The 16,555-nt window shown below is 61.0% G+C and carries 16 protein-coding genes; 12 read left to right on the forward strand and 4 right to left on the reverse strand.

Features of this window, described 5'->3' with window-relative positions; all coding sequences use genetic code 11:
• Window position 1: 1 nt before the first annotated feature.
• The 11 genes from HMPREF0326_RS15160 (at window position 2) to HMPREF0326_RS15210 (ending at window position 11,394) form a co-directional block, all read left to right on the forward strand.
• Complete coding sequence (locus tag HMPREF0326_RS15160; protein WP_008686127.1) at window positions 2–1,252, forward strand: beta-ketoacyl-[acyl-carrier-protein] synthase family protein; 1,251 nt, start codon at window positions 2–4, stop codon at window positions 1,250–1,252.
• Between the two features lie 10 nt (window positions 1,253–1,262).
• Window positions 1,263–2,888, forward strand: a complete 1,626-nt coding sequence (locus HMPREF0326_RS15165) for a class I adenylate-forming enzyme family protein (protein ID WP_008686126.1) — start codon at window positions 1,263–1,265, stop codon at window positions 2,886–2,888.
• 698 nt (window positions 2,889–3,586) lie between these two features.
• Window positions 3,587–4,255 carry an HD domain-containing protein gene (locus HMPREF0326_RS15170; RefSeq protein ID WP_008686125.1) on the forward strand — a complete coding sequence of 223 codons (669 nt, stop codon included), beginning with the start codon at window positions 3,587–3,589 and terminating at the stop codon, window positions 4,253–4,255.
• Entirely contained in the window at window positions 4,218–5,129 is a 912-nt protein-coding gene (locus HMPREF0326_RS15175; RefSeq protein ID WP_008686124.1) for a D-alanine--D-alanine ligase family protein, read from the forward strand. The genes HMPREF0326_RS15170 and HMPREF0326_RS15175 overlap by 38 nt, the downstream gene beginning before the upstream one ends.
• Before the next feature lie 2 nt (window positions 5,130–5,131).
• Entirely contained in the window at window positions 5,132–5,872 is a 741-nt protein-coding gene (locus HMPREF0326_RS15180; protein WP_008686123.1) for a CatA-like O-acetyltransferase, read from the forward strand.
• A gap of 89 nt (window positions 5,873–5,961) precedes the next feature.
• On the forward strand, window positions 5,962–6,795 hold the full coding sequence (locus HMPREF0326_RS15185; protein WP_008686122.1) for an AraC family transcriptional regulator: 834 nt from the start codon (window positions 5,962–5,964) through the stop codon (window positions 6,793–6,795).
• Window positions 6,796–6,810: 15 nt separating this feature from the next.
• Complete coding sequence (locus HMPREF0326_RS15190; protein WP_008686121.1) at window positions 6,811–7,731, forward strand: DMT family transporter; 921 nt, start codon at window positions 6,811–6,813, stop codon at window positions 7,729–7,731.
• A gap of 313 nt (window positions 7,732–8,044) precedes the next feature.
• Window positions 8,045–9,526, forward strand: coding sequence for a DNA-3-methyladenine glycosylase 2 family protein (locus tag HMPREF0326_RS15195; RefSeq protein WP_008686120.1), 1,482 nt, complete (start codon window positions 8,045–8,047; stop codon window positions 9,524–9,526).
• 309 nt (window positions 9,527–9,835) lie between these two features.
• Window positions 9,836–10,528 carry a methylated-DNA--[protein]-cysteine S-methyltransferase gene (locus HMPREF0326_RS15200; protein ID WP_232224965.1) on the forward strand — a complete coding sequence of 231 codons (693 nt, stop codon included), beginning with the start codon at window positions 9,836–9,838 and terminating at the stop codon, window positions 10,526–10,528.
• 13 nt (window positions 10,529–10,541) lie between these two features.
• Window positions 10,542–10,841 (forward strand): MGMT family protein, encoded by a 300-nt coding sequence (locus tag HMPREF0326_RS15205; protein WP_008686118.1) that lies wholly within the window; start codon window positions 10,542–10,544, stop codon window positions 10,839–10,841.
• A 13-nt stretch (window positions 10,842–10,854) separates the two neighbouring features.
• Window positions 10,855–11,394: a methylated-DNA--[protein]-cysteine S-methyltransferase gene (locus HMPREF0326_RS15210; protein WP_008686117.1), complete on the forward strand. Its 540-nt coding sequence runs from the start codon at window positions 10,855–10,857 to the stop codon at window positions 11,392–11,394.
• A gap of 4 nt (window positions 11,395–11,398) precedes the next feature.
• Here HMPREF0326_RS15210 and HMPREF0326_RS15215 read toward each other — a convergent pair whose 3' ends face one another.
• The 4 genes from HMPREF0326_RS15215 to rfbF all read right to left on the reverse strand — a co-directional run bounded on the left by HMPREF0326_RS15215 (window position 11,399) and on the right by rfbF (window position 15,002).
• A complete protein-coding gene (locus HMPREF0326_RS15215) occupies window positions 11,399–12,373 on the reverse strand; it encodes a prenyltransferase (protein ID WP_008686116.1) in 975 nt (324 codons plus the stop codon).
• 2 nt (window positions 12,374–12,375) lie between these two features.
• Window positions 12,376–12,894 carry a dTDP-4-dehydrorhamnose 3,5-epimerase family protein gene (locus HMPREF0326_RS15220; RefSeq protein WP_020990725.1) on the reverse strand — a complete coding sequence of 173 codons (519 nt, stop codon included), beginning with the start codon at window positions 12,892–12,894 and terminating at the stop codon, window positions 12,376–12,378.
• Window positions 12,894–14,006, reverse strand: a complete 1,113-nt coding sequence (gene rfbG, locus HMPREF0326_RS15225; RefSeq protein WP_008686114.1) for a CDP-glucose 4,6-dehydratase — start codon at window positions 14,004–14,006, stop codon at window positions 12,894–12,896. The genes HMPREF0326_RS15220 and rfbG overlap by 1 nt, the downstream gene beginning before the upstream one ends.
• 231 nt (window positions 14,007–14,237) lie before the next feature.
• Window positions 14,238–15,002, reverse strand: a complete 765-nt coding sequence (rfbF, locus tag HMPREF0326_RS15230) for a glucose-1-phosphate cytidylyltransferase (protein ID WP_008686113.1) — start codon at window positions 15,000–15,002, stop codon at window positions 14,238–14,240.
• Between the two features lie 554 nt (window positions 15,003–15,556).
• Here rfbF and HMPREF0326_RS15235 point away from each other — a divergent pair.
• Window positions 15,557–16,243: a hypothetical protein gene (locus HMPREF0326_RS15235; RefSeq protein WP_008686112.1), complete on the forward strand. Its 687-nt coding sequence runs from the start codon at window positions 15,557–15,559 to the stop codon at window positions 16,241–16,243.
• The last annotated feature ends 312 nt before the right edge of the window (window positions 16,244–16,555 follow it).

Here is a 16,555-nt window from a genome sequence, read left to right on the forward strand (position 1 = left end):
TATGAAAGACACGGCGCTGGTGATCACCGGCATGGGCGCGGTCACTCCCATCGGCATCGGCGTACCCGCCTACTGGAAAAATCTTGTCAACGGCGCGTGCGGCGTCGGCCCCATTACGCGCTTCGACGCCTCGGACATGGCCGTGCGCATTGCCGCCGAAGTCCGGGATTTCGACCCGGCGGCAATGCTGCCCCATGCCGTGGCCCGGACCACTTCGGCCTTCATGCAGTACGCTTTTGCGGCCGCGGAAGAGGCCCTGCGCGACAGCGGCCTGGATATGGCGGCCGTGGCCGCCGAGCCGGAACGTGTGGGCGTGGTCATGGGCACGGCCATGGACGGCGTCACCACTGTGGCGCGCACCCAGGACGCTTTTCAGGCCAGCCGTACGGGCAAGGTCAGCCCCCATTTCGTGCCCATGGTCATCGGCAACGTGGCCGCGGCCCAGGTCGCCATTGCCCACGGTCTGCGCGGGCCCAGCCTGACCCTGAACACCGCCTGCTCAGCCGGAGGCGACGCCCTGATGACCGCAGCCATGCTGCTGCTCTCCGGCGAGGCCGACGCTGTTCTCGCCATGGGCGGCGAAAGTATTTTATGCCCCATCGTGGTTTCCAGCCTGACGCAGGCCAAGGCCCTTTCGCGCCGCAACGACGAGCCGCGCACGGCCTGTCGTCCCTTTGATCTGAGCCGGGACGGCTTTGTCATCGGCGAAGGCGGCGGCGCTCTGCTGCTCGAAACCGAAGCCCATGCCCTGGCGCGCGGGGCGGAGGTCAAAGCCGTGCTGGCGGGTTGGGGCAATACCATCGACGGCCATCACATCACCGCGCCGGAACCACGGGGAACGGGCGCGGCGGCCTGTATGCGCGCCGCGTTGCGCCGGGCCGGACTCTGTCCGGCGGACATCGGCTATATCAACGCCCACGGCACGTCCACCCTGCTGGGCGACCGGGCCGAAACCCTGGCCATCAAAAACGTGTTCGGCGGCGCGGCCGTCGCGCCGCCTGCCAGCTCCACCAAAGGGGCCACCGGACATCTGATGGGCGCGGGCGGCCTCACCGAGGTCATTGCCTGCATTCAGGTCATCCGCGAGGGCGTTTTGCCGCCCACGTTGAACTATTCCACTCCGGACCCGCTCTGTGATCTGGACTATGTGCCCAATACGGCGCGTCCCGCTGTGGTACGCGCGGCCATGTCCAACTCGCTGGGCTTCGGCGGCCAGAATTCCAGCATTATCGTATCCCGCTATCCGTCATAGGAGACATATTGTGGCTTTTACCTACGATGTCGCCATGTTCAGGGACACCTTCGAGCATGAATTCACCTGGCTGAACGGTTTTCTGCGCAATGTGGGCCGCTTCGCGGAGCGTCCGGCCCTGCACTGTCCGGCCAGCGGACGGCGCTGGACCTACCGGGCTCTCAATGCCGACGCCAACCGTCTGGCCCATGCCCTGACGGCCGACGGCGTGGGCGGAAACAGCGTGATCATGTATATGCTGCTGAACAGCCCGGAATTCGCCTTCTGCTATCTGGCCGGGCACAAGACCGGGGCCGTCAGCTGCCCGGTCAACTACCGCCTGGCGCCGGGCGAACTGGCCCTGATCATCGACGACAGCACGCCCGAAATTTTTGTTTATGACCTGGAATTCGCGGAAACGGCGCGCCAAGCCCTGGACTTTGCCCGTCACAAGCCGCGCCGCGTGGTGGCGGTAGGGGAGGGGGCTCCCGCCCGGCCCGGCGATACGCCGTACGGGGAATACGTGGCGGGCAGGCCGGGGAGCGACCCTGTCCGTCCTGACAGGCCGCACATCTACGACGAAACCGCGCGCCTCTATACTTCCGGCACCACCAACCGGGCCAAGGCCGTGCCCATCAACAACATCAATGAGGTGCTCTCCGCCCACGACGTGATGATGCACTTTCCGCTCAACGCCACGGACCGGACCATGAACATGACGCCCTGGTTCCACCGCGGCGGCCTGCATTCCGGCGGCCTCACGCCCACGCTTTACGCCGGGGGCGAAGTCGTCATCCTGCGTGAATTCAATCCCCGTCGCTGCCTGGCCTTTGCCCAGGAACATCAGGTCACCTTCCTGATCGGCGTGCCCTCCATTATTGCCCTGCTGGCGCGGGCCCAGGAGCGCGCCCCGGCGGACCTCAGTGCCCTGCGCGGCATCGTGACCATGGGCAGTCCCTTTGAGAAAAGCGCCTGCGAAAAATACCGGGAGCTGTTCACGCCCAATATCTTCAACGGCTACGGCACCACGGAAACCTTCTGGAATACTTTTCTGCGCCCCTACAATCTGCCGGAAATGGCGGGCAGCGCCGGGCAGGCCTGCACGGACGACGACGTGCGCGTGATCCGGCTCAAGGAGGGCGGCCACGCCGAGCCCACGGAACTGGCGGCCAAGGACAATGCCGAGGTGGGCGAAATCATCATCAAATCCCCGGCCAAGTCCGCCTGCTGCTATGTGAACAATCCGGAAATGAGCGCGCGGAAGTTTTACAAGGGCTACCATTACACCGGCGATCTGGGCACCTGGGATGAAAATGAATGCGTCACCATAGTGAGCCGCAAGGACGACATGATCATCTGCGCCGGTGAAAACATCTATCCCACCCAGATCGAGGCCGTGCTCAACGAGCATCCGAAGGTGGCGGAAAGCGCGGTCATCGGCGTGGCGGACCGTCTGCACGGCCAGTGCGTGGCCGCCTATGTGCTCCCGGCGGATGAAAGCCTGAGCGTGGAGGAGCTGAAAGCCCACTGCGCGCGCCATCCCATGCTGCCTCCGTACAAACGGCCCAGATTCTACACCCTGGTGGAGGAATTGCCGCATACCGCCACCGGCAAGCTGCTGCACTACAAGCTGCGGGAGCAGGCCGCGCGCGGTTGAATGAACGGGCTTTTTTGCGGGAATGTCCCCTCGGGCCGGACTTTCCTCTCAAGTCTTCGCGCGGCGGGCCGATAAGAGTGCTTAGAGCGCAGCACGCGTTCTGCTCGTCGCGGCCCTTTCCGTCAACAGGGCCATCCCTTGCGGAATTATGCCTGATTCCGACCGCCTGTGGGGATGCAGCGGCGACGCGCGCCGGTTCGTGTCGTAGCCGGCGCCCGGTTCACTTCCCGTTGCCGCCGCTCCGGACTCCGGCGCCATCCGGCGTCCGGGGCGGCCAGGGGAGTGGGCGTAACACAGTCATCAACAGCGGATCAGCCTTTGAAGGCCGGTCCGCTGTTTTGTTTTTGTGCGATTCCTTGAAACGGCAACAGCGGGGGTGCAGGGGCATTCTGTTCTCCGTCAGTTGTTTTATTCTGCCCCCCGGTCCCTGCCCGCGCCGGGCTTCAGCCGTTGGCGGCAAGGCCGCCTTACGGATGAAGACAGCAACGATAGGCGGCCCAAACGCCAGGAGGCGCAAAGACACTGCGCCCGCAGGGCCCGAACTACCTCATCCATATGACAAGCCCATAGAACAATTCCCTTTGAAAGATAACTCTGTATAGATACAGAATAATTCTGCCTACGGACGGAGAAAGGAATGACCCTGGCGGCGTTGCGGGCGTCTTGCCATCCCCCTCCGCCGGTGGCATACTTGCAGGATGAACAGTTTTGACCCCGCGCCCGGCGCGGCGAAACCATTCCGCCACCCTCTGTCCGGCCTGCCGGAACTTCCGGGTTTGAGGACGGCCGCCTCCGCGCCTTCGCCGCCTTCTCCGGATGACGAGGCTTGTTTCGCCCTTTGGCGCAAGTATGCCATGCTGCCCAATGTGCAGCGCCATTCTCGTCTGGTGGCCCATATTGCCACGGCTTTGGCCCGGCGCGCGGCGGAAAAGGGCTTTGCGGTCAATGTGCCGGAGGTGCGCGCCAGCGCCCTGCTGCACGACATCGCCAAAACCTACTGCCTGCGTCACGGCGGCAGCCACGCCCTGCTGGGCGGCGCGTGGGCGGTGGCCGAAACCCGTAACTACGCGCTGGCTCAAGGCGTCATGCTGCATGTGCACTGGCCCTGGCCTCTGCCGGAAGGGGCGGGCATCTGCGCGCTGCCGTTTTTTGTGATTTATGCCGACAAGCGGGTCAGGCACGACGCCTGTGTGCCGCTTGAGGAACGCTATGAGGATCTGCTGACGCGCTACGGCCGTACCGAGGCCGCGCGCGAGGGCATCCGGGGTTCCTATGAACAGGGAAAAACCATTGAGCGCGCCTTGTCGGCGCAGTTAGGATGGGCGTTGCATGAAGATTCTTTTGATTGCGGGCGGCTGGTCCAGTGAACGCGAAGTCTCGCTGAACGGCGCGCGCGGCATGGCGGAAGCCCTGCGGGCGCTGGGCCACAGCGTGACCTTTTTCGACCTGCTGACGGAGTTCGACCAGCTTCTGCCCCAGGCCAGGGAGCATGACTTCGCCCTTATCAACCTGCACGGCGCGCCGGGCGAGGACGGCTTGGTGCAGGCCATGCTGGACCGGGTGGGCTGTCCTTACCAGGGCGCGGGCCCGGCGGGGTCTTTTCTGGCCCTGAACAAGGCCGCGGCCAAGCAGCTTTTCCGGCATGCGGGCCTGCCCACGGCGGACTGGGAATTTCTGCCCTGCCCTCCGCCCGCGGACTGGCAGCCGCGTCTGCCCTATCCGCTTTTCGTCAAAAGCAATACCGGCGGGTCCTCTCTGCGCCTGGGACGAGCGCGTGACCGCGCGGAATTGGACATGGTGCTGGCCGAAATCTTCGCCGCCGGGGACGAGGCTCTCATCGAGCCGGAACTCAAGGGCCGCGAGGTGACCTGCGGCATCCTGGGCGAAGAGGCCCTGCCGCCCATTCTCATTGAGCCCGTAGCCGGTGATTTTTTTGATTACGAAAGCAAGTACGCCACGGGCGGCGCGCGCGAGATCTGCCCCGCGCCCATCGCGCCGGAGCTGACCGACCGGGTACGGGAACTGGCCCTGGCCGCCCACAGGGCCCTGGGACTCCGGGGCTACAGCCGGGCCGACTTCATTCTGGATGCGGACCAGAACCTGACCCTGCTGGAAGTCAATACCCTGCCGGGCATGACCTCAACCAGCCTTGTGCCCCAGGAGGCCAAGGTCATCGGCCTTGATTTCGGCCGGTTGCTGGAACGGCTCATGGAACTGGGCATGGCGCGGCGCAAGAGCTGAGCATGGCGGCTTCGGGCGCGCACGGAGTGGAGGAAGCGGGCGGCGCGGGCAGGGACATTGCGCCTGCCGTCTTCACGCCCGTGGACCTGGAGAGCTGGCCGCGCCGGGAATACTTCGCCTATTATTTCGACAGGCTCAAGTGCCGCTATTCCATCACCGCGACGCTGGACATCACCCGCCTGATGCGTCGGCGGCGGCAATTGCAGCGCCGTTTTTTTCCCATCCTGCTCTATGTGATCATGCGCGCCGTGAACAGGCAGGGCGATGAAGAGAATGCGGGCAACAGCGCTTTCCGCATGGCTTTTGACGTTCTGGGCCGCCTGGGTCGCTGGAGTTACTGCAATCCGGTCTACACCGTCTTTCATGAGGACGACGCGACCTTCTCCGACCTCTGGAGCCAATGGTCGCCGGATTTCAGCGTGTTTTACGAAACCGTGCTGGCGGACATGGCCCGTTACGGCAACGTGCGGGGCATCAAGGGGCGATCCCCCACGCCGGAAAATTTCTGCTCCGTGTCGTCCCTGCCCTGGCTTTCTTTCACGTCTTTCGCGCAGGACACCTATGCGGAATCACGCCTGCTTTTCCCGCTGATCCGAGTGGGCAAACACTTCGTCCAGGGCCGCAAAAGGCTGATTCCCGTGGCTGTCTCCGTACATCACGCCGTGGCCGACGGCTTTCACACCGCCGGGCTCTTCCATGACATGCAGGCCGTGGCCGACACGGCGGAGCGGTGGCTATGCTGATCAGCGCTCATCCGACTGTTCCGGCGTCAATATCGTACCAGAAAATCTTCGCCTGACGCGCTACTTTTCGTTCATACAAGGAGTTGGCCATGCCGGGCGGGACGCGCGTGATCCGTTTTGACGCGGATCTGCAGATTGAGGCCTGTTTGTTTCACGGGTTGCTGCAAAACTTTCCCAATCATTTTCATGAGCATTATGTCATCGGCTGCATAGACGGCGGCCGCCGCCGGGTTCTCTGCAACAACAGGGAATATCTGGCCGAGGCCGGGGATCTGATTCTTTTCAACCCACGCGACAACCATGCCTGCAGCCAGGTGGGCGACGAGCTTCTGAACTGGCGTTGTCTGCATGTGGGCGAGGAAACCATGCGCCGCTTGATCCGGCAGATCACCGGCGCGGAGGCCTTGCCCATGTTTGCGCCCAATATCGTGCCGCAAAGCGAGCTGGTTCCTTTGCTGCGGGATCTGCACGCCATGGTCCTGGAAGAGTCCGTGGACTTTTGCAAGGAAGAGCTGCTCTTCGCCCTGCTGGAACAATTGCTGGAAGAATTTGCCGCGCCCTTTACGCCGCCCGCGCCCCAGGTCGGAGATGCGGCCGCCCGCGCAATCCGTGCGGTCTGTATTTTTCTGGAAGAGCATTATGCGGAGCGGATCAGCCTGGATGATCTGGGCCGCCTGGCCGGGCTGGACAAATATTATCTGTTGCGGGCCTTTACCCGCGTCAAAGGCATCACGCCCTACCGCTATCTGGAAAATGTGCGCATCGCCCGGGCCAAGGCCCTGCTGGAAACAGGCATGCCGCCGGTGGAGGCTGCCCTGAGCGCGGGTTTTGCGGACCAGAGCCACTTCACGAAATTTTTCAAATGTTTTATCGGCTTGACGCCCAAACAGTACCAGCGCATCTTCGTCCCGGCCAAACGGTGAGCGGGAAGGAATATTATGACGGACCGGAAACAGCTGATCGGACACCTCGCTGCCCTGATGACCATTATCGTCTGGGGCGTTACCTTTATTTCCACCAAGGTGCTGCTGCGCGATTTCACGCCCCTGGAAATTTTATTTATCCGTTTCACGCTGGGCTGGTTGGCCCTCTGGCTGGTCTGCCCGCGCCGCCTCAAGCTGACGGACAGGCGGCAGGAATGGCTTTTCGCCATGGCCGGGCTGACCGGCGTGACCCTGTACTTCCTGCTGGAAAATATCGCCCTGACCTATTCCTTTGCCTCCAATGTGGGGGTGATCGTGGCCGTGGCGCCTTTTTTCACGGCCTTGCTGGCCTTCCGTTTTCTGGACGGCGAGCGGCCCAGGGCCAACTTTTTTCTGGGTTTCGCCGTGGCCATTACGGGCATCGGCCTGATCAGCTTCAACGGCAGCACGGTGCTCCAGCTCAATCCTTTGGGCGACCTGCTGGCCGTGCTGGCGGCCCTGGTCTGGGCCGTCTACTCCATCCTGACCCGCAAGATAGGGGCCCACGGCTACGGCAGCTTGCAGGCCACCCGCAGGATTTTTTTCTACGGCCTGCTGTTCATGCTGCCCTGCCTGCCTGTTTTCGGCTTTTCCTGGGACGCCGCGCGCCTGCTCAAGCCGGTGAATTTTCTGAACCTCCTTTTTCTGGGCCTCTGGGCCTCGGCCCTCTGTTTCGTGACCTGGACATTCTCGCTCAAGCGCTTGGGCGCCATTAAAACCGTGGTCTACATTTATCTGGTGCCGGTGGTCACGGTGCTCACCTCAGTGCTGGTGCTGCACGAGCGCATCACCTGGATGTCCGCCACGGGCACGGCCCTGACCCTGCTGGGCCTGGGTATTTCGGAAGTGCGGCGGTTGCGGCTGTGGAAGACGCACGGGCGGATTGCGAAGAATTAGGGCCGTCCTCATTAAGCCGCCCTTTCCCGCGCGGCACGGCCCGAACTGAAAAAAACGGCGTAGAAGCGGCGGCGCGATGTCCTTCCGGAGATCGCGCCGCCGCTTTGATTTTTTTCCATTTGTTATATCGATAATGCCGGTGTGTTAATTGCCGATGGCGGCATAGTTCAGTGAACTCCCCCAGTAAAATGTGGGCAGCGCGCGGACCGCGCTGGTCAGCAATGGATGTCGCGGAGTCATTGCCATGTCCGAAAACGGCTAGCTCTTTGGGGATATCCCGGTATAGTCTTTTCACATGGAGGCAGGCGCAAGGATGTACGGCAACTATCCAGGACTCTATTCCGCCTTTTGCGCGAAAGATCCCCGTTTTGACGGCAGATTTTTTGTTGGCGTGTCTTCCACCAGGATATATTGCCGTCCCGTGTGCCGCGCCAGAATGCCCAAAGAGGAGAACTGCGCTTTTTTTTCCTCAGCGGCGGAGGCTGAACAGGCGGGCTACAGGCCATGCCTGCTTTGCCGGCCGGAACTTGCTCCGGGGATGTCGATTGCCGACGCTTCCGCATCCTTGGCGAAACGCGCTGCAAGAATGATAGAGGAAAACTGCGGAAGCGGTGAAAGACTGGAGCAATTTGCGCACCGCTTACATTGCACGGGCCGTCATCTTCGTCGGGTATTCGAAGAAGAATTTCATGTTTCACCAGTACAATATTTGCAGACCTGTCGTCTGCTTCTGGGAAAAAATCTTTTGACGGACACAAAATTGCGGGTCGTGGATATCGCCATGGCTGCCGGTTTCGGCAGCTTGCGCCGATTTAACGATGCCTTCAAAGAAAAATACCACCTGACGCCTGGCGACATCCGCAAAAGGATGTCCACCACGAAACGAGAAGACGCGGAGCTGAAAGTCTCCCTTGGTTACCGGCCGCCGTACCGCTGGAAAGAGATGCTGCGATTTTTGAAAGGGCGCGCAATAGCTGGAATTGATCTGGTCAGGGGAGATGCTTATTACCGGACGGTTTGCCTCGCAAACACAAGGCGAATGCCGGTGACGGGATGGATTGCCGTTTCAAATAACGAAGCTGAGCATATTCTGGAGGTGTCTCTAAGCGAGTCGCTTTTATCCGTTCTTCCACAGCTGCTTGGGAAAGTCCGGAATATGTTTGATCTATATTGTGACCCGGAGGCGGTGTTTGAATCGCTATCCTCCATGAATGCCATCCGGGAAAACCTTTGCATGAAAGGCGCAAGGCTCCCCGGCTGCTTTGATTCCTTCGAGGTATCCGTCAGGGCAATTTTGGGGCAGCAGGTCACGGTAAAGGCGGCGGCCGCTCTTGCGGAACGGCTTGTCAGCCGGTTCGGGATTCCGGTGGCGACAGTAGTTGAAGGTCTGTCGCGTATATTTCCGCCCCCGGAATATTTTGCCGGTCTTGATGGGCCGCTGGAACAGCGCCTGGGGCCGCTCGGCATCACCGCTTCCAGAGCAGGAGCCATAGAGGCGCTCGCCAAGGCTCTCGCAAGGCGGGAGATCTGTTTGGACGGGTGCAGCGACCCGGAACAGGAAATGCGGAAACTTATGGGCATCAGGGGAATCGGCACATGGACGGCAAACTATATCGCTATGCGGGCCATGGCCTGGCCAGACGCGTTTCTGGAAACAGACGCGGGAATACGGCATGTATTGCCCCGATATTCCCCCAGAGAGCTGCGTACCATGGCCGAAAAATGGAGACCGTGGAGAAGTTACGCTGCGGTCAATCTCTGGAACAGCCTGCATGCCACTGCTGACAACGGATAACTGCATGCTGATATAAAAATCATGGTTGGGAATTTTGAACGATACTATATTTTATAATATTTATATTCAAGTTTGTTTAATGCTAAATATAATCTTCAAAAGAGTAGATTGAAATGAAAAATGTGTTTGTACTGTTTAAGATCACCATTAAAAAGATAAAGTGATGTATAGTTGCAGCTGGCTACTTCCCTGAAGGAAGAGCCGGCAAAGGCGGAGGGCTGTACCCGCTCCAAGCGTTTCTTTTCCCTGGTGGAAAAGGGCAAACGACTCAGCCTGCCCAGATGGGAAAGCTGAAGAATGCGTGACACAATGGCGGAATCCGGCAATGCACCGCATCTGCCGGCAAAAGAGCAGGGCAACCGCTTTTGCAAACTACAGCATTGCGGTGCTCGCGCCAATGCGCGGCTATACCATGACGGATCGCCGGAATGCGCCCGAAGATTCCAATCAGTTCCTGGAGGCGTGACGATGCAATATACCGCTGCCTATCAATCTTCCGTCGGCGATGTACTGCTGGCCGCCGATGAGACCGGCCTGACCGGCTTGTGGTTTGAAGGCGAAAAATTCTATGCCCTCAGTCTTGATCCTGAGCATGAGGAAAGGGAAACGCCGATTTTCGCGATAACCAGACGCTGGCTGGACATCTACTTTTCCGGGCACGAGCCGGATTTTATGCCGCCGGTGCATATGATCGGTTCTGAATTTCGCCGCTGTGTCTGGGAGCTGCTGTTGCGGATACCTTACGGAACGACCGTCACATATGGTGACCTCGCAAGGCAGGTGGCCAGACGACGCGGCCTGCGCCGGATGTCGGCGCAGGCCGTGGGCGGCGCTGTCGGGCACAATGAAATATCGATCATTGTTCCCTGCCACCGCGTTGTGGGAACCAACGGGAGCCTTACCGGATACGCGGGCGGCGTGGATAAAAAACGCAGATTGCTGGAGCTTGAAGGTGTTGATATGGAAAAATTCTTTGTTCCCGCCAGGGGCACGGCACTGTAACGCGGATTCCAGCATGCCGCGCGAAGACTTGATATACGAGATACTTTCCGCTGTTGGAGAAATACCGGAAGGGCGCGTCGCCACATATGGCCAGATCGCGCGGCTGATCGGCAGGGACAGGAATTCCAGGCTAGTGGGAAAAGTCCTTGGCATGGCGAATTTGTATGGAGAATATCCGTGTCACAGAGTTGTCAACCACGCGGGGCGGCTTGCGCCTGGATGGCCGGAACAGCGTTTTTTGCTGGAAGCGGAACAGGTTGTCATGAAGGACGACAGGCATGTGGACTTGAAAAAATACCAATGGGATTGCTGAAAGGGAGGATGCGGTGGGCTGTATAGCATACCATACAACGCCCCTGGGACGGATCATGCTTGCGGCGGAAGGCGACGCTCTTGTCGGGCTTTGGATGGAGGGGCAGAAGTATTTCGCGGGCAGCCTGAAAGGGGAGTTCCGGGAACGGAACGATTTTCCGGTGTTGGTTCGGGGCAGGGAATGGCTTGATCGCTATTTTGCCGGCGAAAAACCGCATGTGTCGGAGCTGAAACTTGATCCGGCAGGAAGTGAATTTAGAAAGGCGGTATGGAAAATCCTCTGTCAGATTCCCTATGGGGAGGTAACAACCTATGGAGAAATAGCTAAAAAAATTGCTGTAGCCTGCGACAAGGAACGAATGTCTTCACAAGCAGTCGGCGGGGCGGTGGGGCATAATGCGATTTCTATCATTATTCCTTGTCATCGTGTGGTCGGAGCCGGTGGAAGCCTGACAGGCTATGCCGGCGGCATTGACAAGAAGATTATGCTGTTGGCCCATGAAGGGGTATATTCAAAACGTTTTTTTGTGCCGAAAAAGAGCGCCGCGCCGTAACCACTCAAAAGGCCACGCCCAGAATCAGGGCCGCGCCGCAGATCAGGTAGGTTTTGCGCACCAGATGGCCGTGGGCGTCCAGGGGCAGCCAGTCGCCGCGCCCGGCGGCGTTGATCCGGCGGCAGGCCGTGAGATAGAAGGGCAGGCCCGACAGCCCCAGAAATACCGGCCATCCGGCCAGGCCGCAGGCCCAGAGGTTGATCAGCAGCAGCCAGACGGCGGGCCACCAGAGCTTGAAGACCAGGGCGGCCTTGTCCTTGCCCAGTTTGTTGGCCAGGGTGTGCTTGCCCGCGGCCAGATCTGTTTCGATTTCCGGCAGGCTCTGGTAGTAGAGCACGCCCGCCACCATCAGGCCCACGGGTAGGGCCAGGGCCAGAGAACGCAGGTCGAAGCGCCCGAGAAGCAGGGTGGCGCCGGCCGTTACCATGATCAGGCCCATGTTCAGGCAGACGAAAAGCTCGCCCAGGGCGCGGTGCCCGTAACGGATGGGCGGGGCCACGTAAAAGACGGCCGAAGCCACGGCAAAGAGGGTGGCCGCCCACAGGCAGGGCCGCAACGCGGGTGGCAGGCTGAAAATCAGGGCCGCGCCCACAACCAGGGTGGCCGGGATCAGCAGCAGAAGGGCCACGGAAAGTTGGCGCGGGCTGATCAGCCCGGCCTGGATTACCCTTGAGCCGCCGATGTTTTCGCCTTCGTCCACGCCGAGAATATGGTCGAAAAGGTCATTGGCGAAGTTGGCGATGGTCAGGCCCAGAAAACAGCCCAGCAGCAGAAGCAGCCAGACGCCCCACTGGCCGGGCGTCACATGTCCCTGCACGCGGAAGGCCAGGGCCAGCGCCAAGGTCACGGGGATGGCGGCGGTAATGAAAAAGGGCGGGCGGCAGGCCTGCCACCATGCGCGGCATTTTTGCCCGGCGGAGAGCGGCGGGGCGTCGGACGGACGGGGAGCCCAGGCCGCGCGCAGCAGGTGGCGGGCCATGCTCAGCGTCCTCCGGCCTGAACCGCGCCCTTCCAGCTATAGGGAATGGCCGGATCGTCCGCCGGGCGGCGTTCCCCTTCGGTGGGATCGTGGGGAATGTCCGCGCAGTTGCAGATCAGGGCCGCTTCCCCGCCCATGGCCGCGAATCCGTACCAGACGCCTGTCGGAATGCGCAGCAAGCCGTAGTGTTCCGGTCTGCCCAAGGCCAGCTCGCAAAGTACGCCTTGGGTGGAAGAGCCGGGGCGGTCGTCATAAAGCACGATTCTGAGCAGGCCGTGGGGCACGGCAAACAGCTGGGTCTGGCGGCTGTGGCGTTTCCAGGCTTTGACGGCGCCGGGGAGCACTTCCGAGAAATAGATTTCGCCGAAACCCGCCGCGAAATCGGGCAACAGGGGCGAATCGGGGCGCAGCATGTGCAACACCGGCCCCCCGGGCGTGGGAATCATTTTCAGGGGCTGGAACAGTGCGCCCGCGATGCCCACCTCCTGTGCAACGGGTCCGTCGGCGGTATGCGCGCCCATCAGCGCACCCAGACCTGGCCGCGCTGTTCGGCCGCGTTGACGTAGGCCGCGATCTGGCCCAGGCTGAAGTCCAACATGTCGGGTGGGGTTGCGCCGTCCCGGCCCCGGTAGAAACGGTGATACCATTCGGCGGTATAACGGATGGTTTCGTCAAAGCTGAGAGTGGCCTTCCAGCCCAGGTGGGCCAAGGCCTTGTCGCAGCAGAGCTTGAGCAGGGTGCATTCCTTCATGCCCGCCTGGCCCGCCGCGTCCATTTGGCTTTCAAAGCCGGGCCAGTGCCGGGCCAAGGCTTCCACCACCTCGGCCACGGTATTGTTGACGTCCGCCGCCGGGCCGAAGTTGTAGGCCTGGCCGCGCGGGTCAAAGGGCGCGTTCCCGTTGTCGAGCAGGCGCGCGCCCAGCCAGAGATAGCCGGAAAGCGGCTCCAGCACGAGCTGCCAGGGCCGCGTGGCCCAGGGGCTGCGGATCTGCACGGCCCGGCCCTCGGCCCAGGCCCGCGCGCAGTCGGGCACAATGCGGTCCAGGGCCCAGTCCCCGCCGCCGATCACATTGCCCGCGCGCACCGTGGCGCAGGCCGGACCTTCCTTGAAAAAGCTCTGAAAATAGGAATGGGCGATGATTTCCGCGCAGCCCTTGGAAGCGGAGTAGGGATCGGCACCGCCCAGATGGTCGGTTTCACGGTAGCCCCAGACCCATTCGTCGTTGCGGTAGCACTTGTCCGAGGTGATCATGACCACGGCCCGCACCGAAGGGCAGGCCCGCACGGCTTCCAGCACGTTCATGGTGCCGAGCATATTGGCCTCAAAGGTGCCTGTGGGGTCCTCATATGATTTGCGCACCAGGGCCTGGGCCGCCAGGTGGAAGACCACCTCGGGCTTGAAACGCCGCACGGCGTCGACCATGCCCTGCCGGTCGCGGATGTCGCCGCGCAGATCTTCCAGGTGCGCGCCCAGATGTATGGCCGTGAAATGTGAGGGCTCGGTGGGGATGCCGTCGGAAAAACCGGCCACGGTCGCGCCCAGCCGCGTGAGCCAGGCGGCCAGCCAGGAGCCCTTGAAACCCGTGTGCCCGGTAACGAAGACCCGACGTCCTTGATAGGCATTGGCAAACATAACTATTCCTTACTCGTGGGAGAAAGCTGGATTGTCTTTTTATTCATTGCGGCGCGGTAATTTTTGCGCGCCGGTAAGGCGGACAAGCAGCCCGGCGCGTGCTCTACGGCAGGTCGGGAGTTTTGTTCTCCGACGGAAAACGAGCTGAAGCCGACAAGAGTGTACTCTTATGGTACATGACTGGAGGCCGAAGCGAAGTTTGACGCCGCCGGAGGGCAAAAAAACGGACTGCTACACCCAAAAGGCCCGGCCGCTGTCCCAGAGTTCATTGAGCTTGATGGAATCGCGCAGGGTGTCCATGCACTGCCACTGGCCGGGATGCGGATACATGGAAAGCTGCCCTTCGGCGGCCAGTTGTTGCAGGGGTTCTTTTTCCAGGTCGCAGTTTTCGTCCTCGCTCAAGTAGTCCAGGAAACGGCGTTCGAACACGAAAAAGCCGCAGTTGATATGTTCGTTGAGCACGGGCTTTTCCTCCCAGGAGAGAATCTTGCCCGCCGCGTCCGTGCGTACCGCGCCGAAACGCGAGGGCATGCGCACACCGGTGAATGTGCCGATGGTGCCGGACTGCTTGTGGAACTCCAACAGCTTGTGCAGGTCGATATCCGCCACGCCGTCGCCGTAGGTGACCATGAAGCGGTCGCTGTCGATATACTTGGCAACGCGTTTGATGCGGCCGCCCTTGAGGGTTTCCTGGCCGGTGTCGCAGAGGGTCACCCGCCAGTCCTCGACATGGCCGGGGTGGGAGATGATAGTGCCGCTTTTGAGTTCCACGGTGAAATCCGTGTTGCGGATGTTGTAATCGTGAAAATACTGCTTGATGACTTCGCCCTTGTAGCCCAGCGGCAGGACGAAATCCTTGAAGCCGAAACGGGCGTAAATGGACATGATGTGCCAGAGCACGGGCCGCCCGCCGATTTCCACCATGGGCTTGGGTTTGACCGAGGTTTCCTCGCGCAGGCGCGTGCCTTTGCCGCCGCACATGATGATCACTTTCATATAAAGGCCTCCTGGGTCGCCGACGGGTATGCAGCCCGCGGGACTCGGCTACCTGTAGCAGAAGCCCGCGCGGAAAAAAAGCCCCGCCGTCGGCCCGGCCGGGGCGGGGCTTTGCATTATTCCGGCCAGCGCGCTATAGTATTTTTGTTAGAGCAAAGTAACTTTTCAAAGTTACTTTGCTCCGGCGGCTGCGAAAGCGGACGTCCGCGCTTGGCGCTGCCGTTGGCGGGCTTGCGAGCTTTACGGATAGCGACAGCGGTATCATTGACTGACTATTGTGTAACTCACTGCTGTCGTCAAGCGTAGCTTCCTGCGTCGTAACGCTTGGCGCAAGCCAAGGCGGGACCGCATTTCTGCCGCGCGTCAGCCGTTGCCGCTAGCGGGTTGCTTGAGCCGTTTGACGGCGAAGCCGTCTTACGGATCAAGACAGCAGCGCTACGGATGACGACAGCAACGATAGGCTGAAGGCAGCGTCAACTTTGAGAATGTCAATTCTCAAAGTTAATCTGCTCTAGAACGATACTATCGCGTTTCGGCGCGTAAACGAGGTTGTTATGAATATACTACGTCGGCCGTCCCCTTTTCTTCTGGTGGCGGCGTTGCTTGCGGCCCTGCTCACGGCCTGTTTTGCCTCCGGCCCGCAGAAGGCTCTGAACTCGCTGGCGGAAGCCCTGAATAAAAACGACAGTGCGGCCTTTCTGGCCCAGCTGGATCTGAAAACCTTCGCGGCCAACCAGATCAAAAACCTGACCCGCGAGGACCAGGCTTTGAGCTCGCTGGACTCCTTGGGCCGCATGCTGGGCCTGGGCGGCATGGACGATCTGCTGGGCAGCGTGCTGAATATGGAAAATCGTTTGCAGAGCCAGTACACCCGTGGCGTGAGCACAGGCGAAATGATGGCCCAGTGCCGCGAGGCCCAGACTCCGGACTGCCCCTGGGTGCCTGAATCCCTGAAACAGGCGCAGGTGACCGAATTGAGCGATACGGCGGCGGTGGCCAAGGTGACCACGCCCGCCAAAATGACCAGCTGGCTGGCCCTGCGCAAGAAGGGCGACCGTTGGCTGGTGGTGGGCCAGGCCATTCTGGAAAGCACGGCCAAAGCCTACGCGACGGACGTTTCCGCGCCGCCGGTGAGCGGCGCGCCCGCGGCCAGACCGGATGCGGGAAATAAGGGAGACAAGAACGCCAATCCAGGCGGCGGTGCGGACAAGCCTGCGGACGGCGGCGCGATGAATATTTAATTCCGGCTCGCTGAATGTTAGAGCATTTGAAAGTTAATCTGCTTTAGAGCCTTTTGATATTGAAAATATCTCAACGCCCTGTGCGGATTTTCCGTGGAAATCCGCACCGCGAAATATTCTAGGGAAGCGGGGAGAAGGGGAGACTCTTTTCCCCGTTTTTTTGCGCGTCCATTTGCGAACTCTACAGCATTTCACACTTGAAAAGCTGTGAGCCGAACACGCAGAGGCTCGCCGCGAGACGGCGTGGATTCCGGCGAAGCGGCCGAAGGCAGCCCGAAGGGCTGTCCCCGTTGGCGACAACGGAGCCATACG

It is taken from the genome of Desulfovibrio sp. 3_1_syn3 (assembly GCF_000145315.2).
Lineage (GTDB): Bacteria > Desulfobacterota > Desulfovibrionia > Desulfovibrionales > Desulfovibrionaceae > Desulfovibrio > Desulfovibrio fairfieldensis.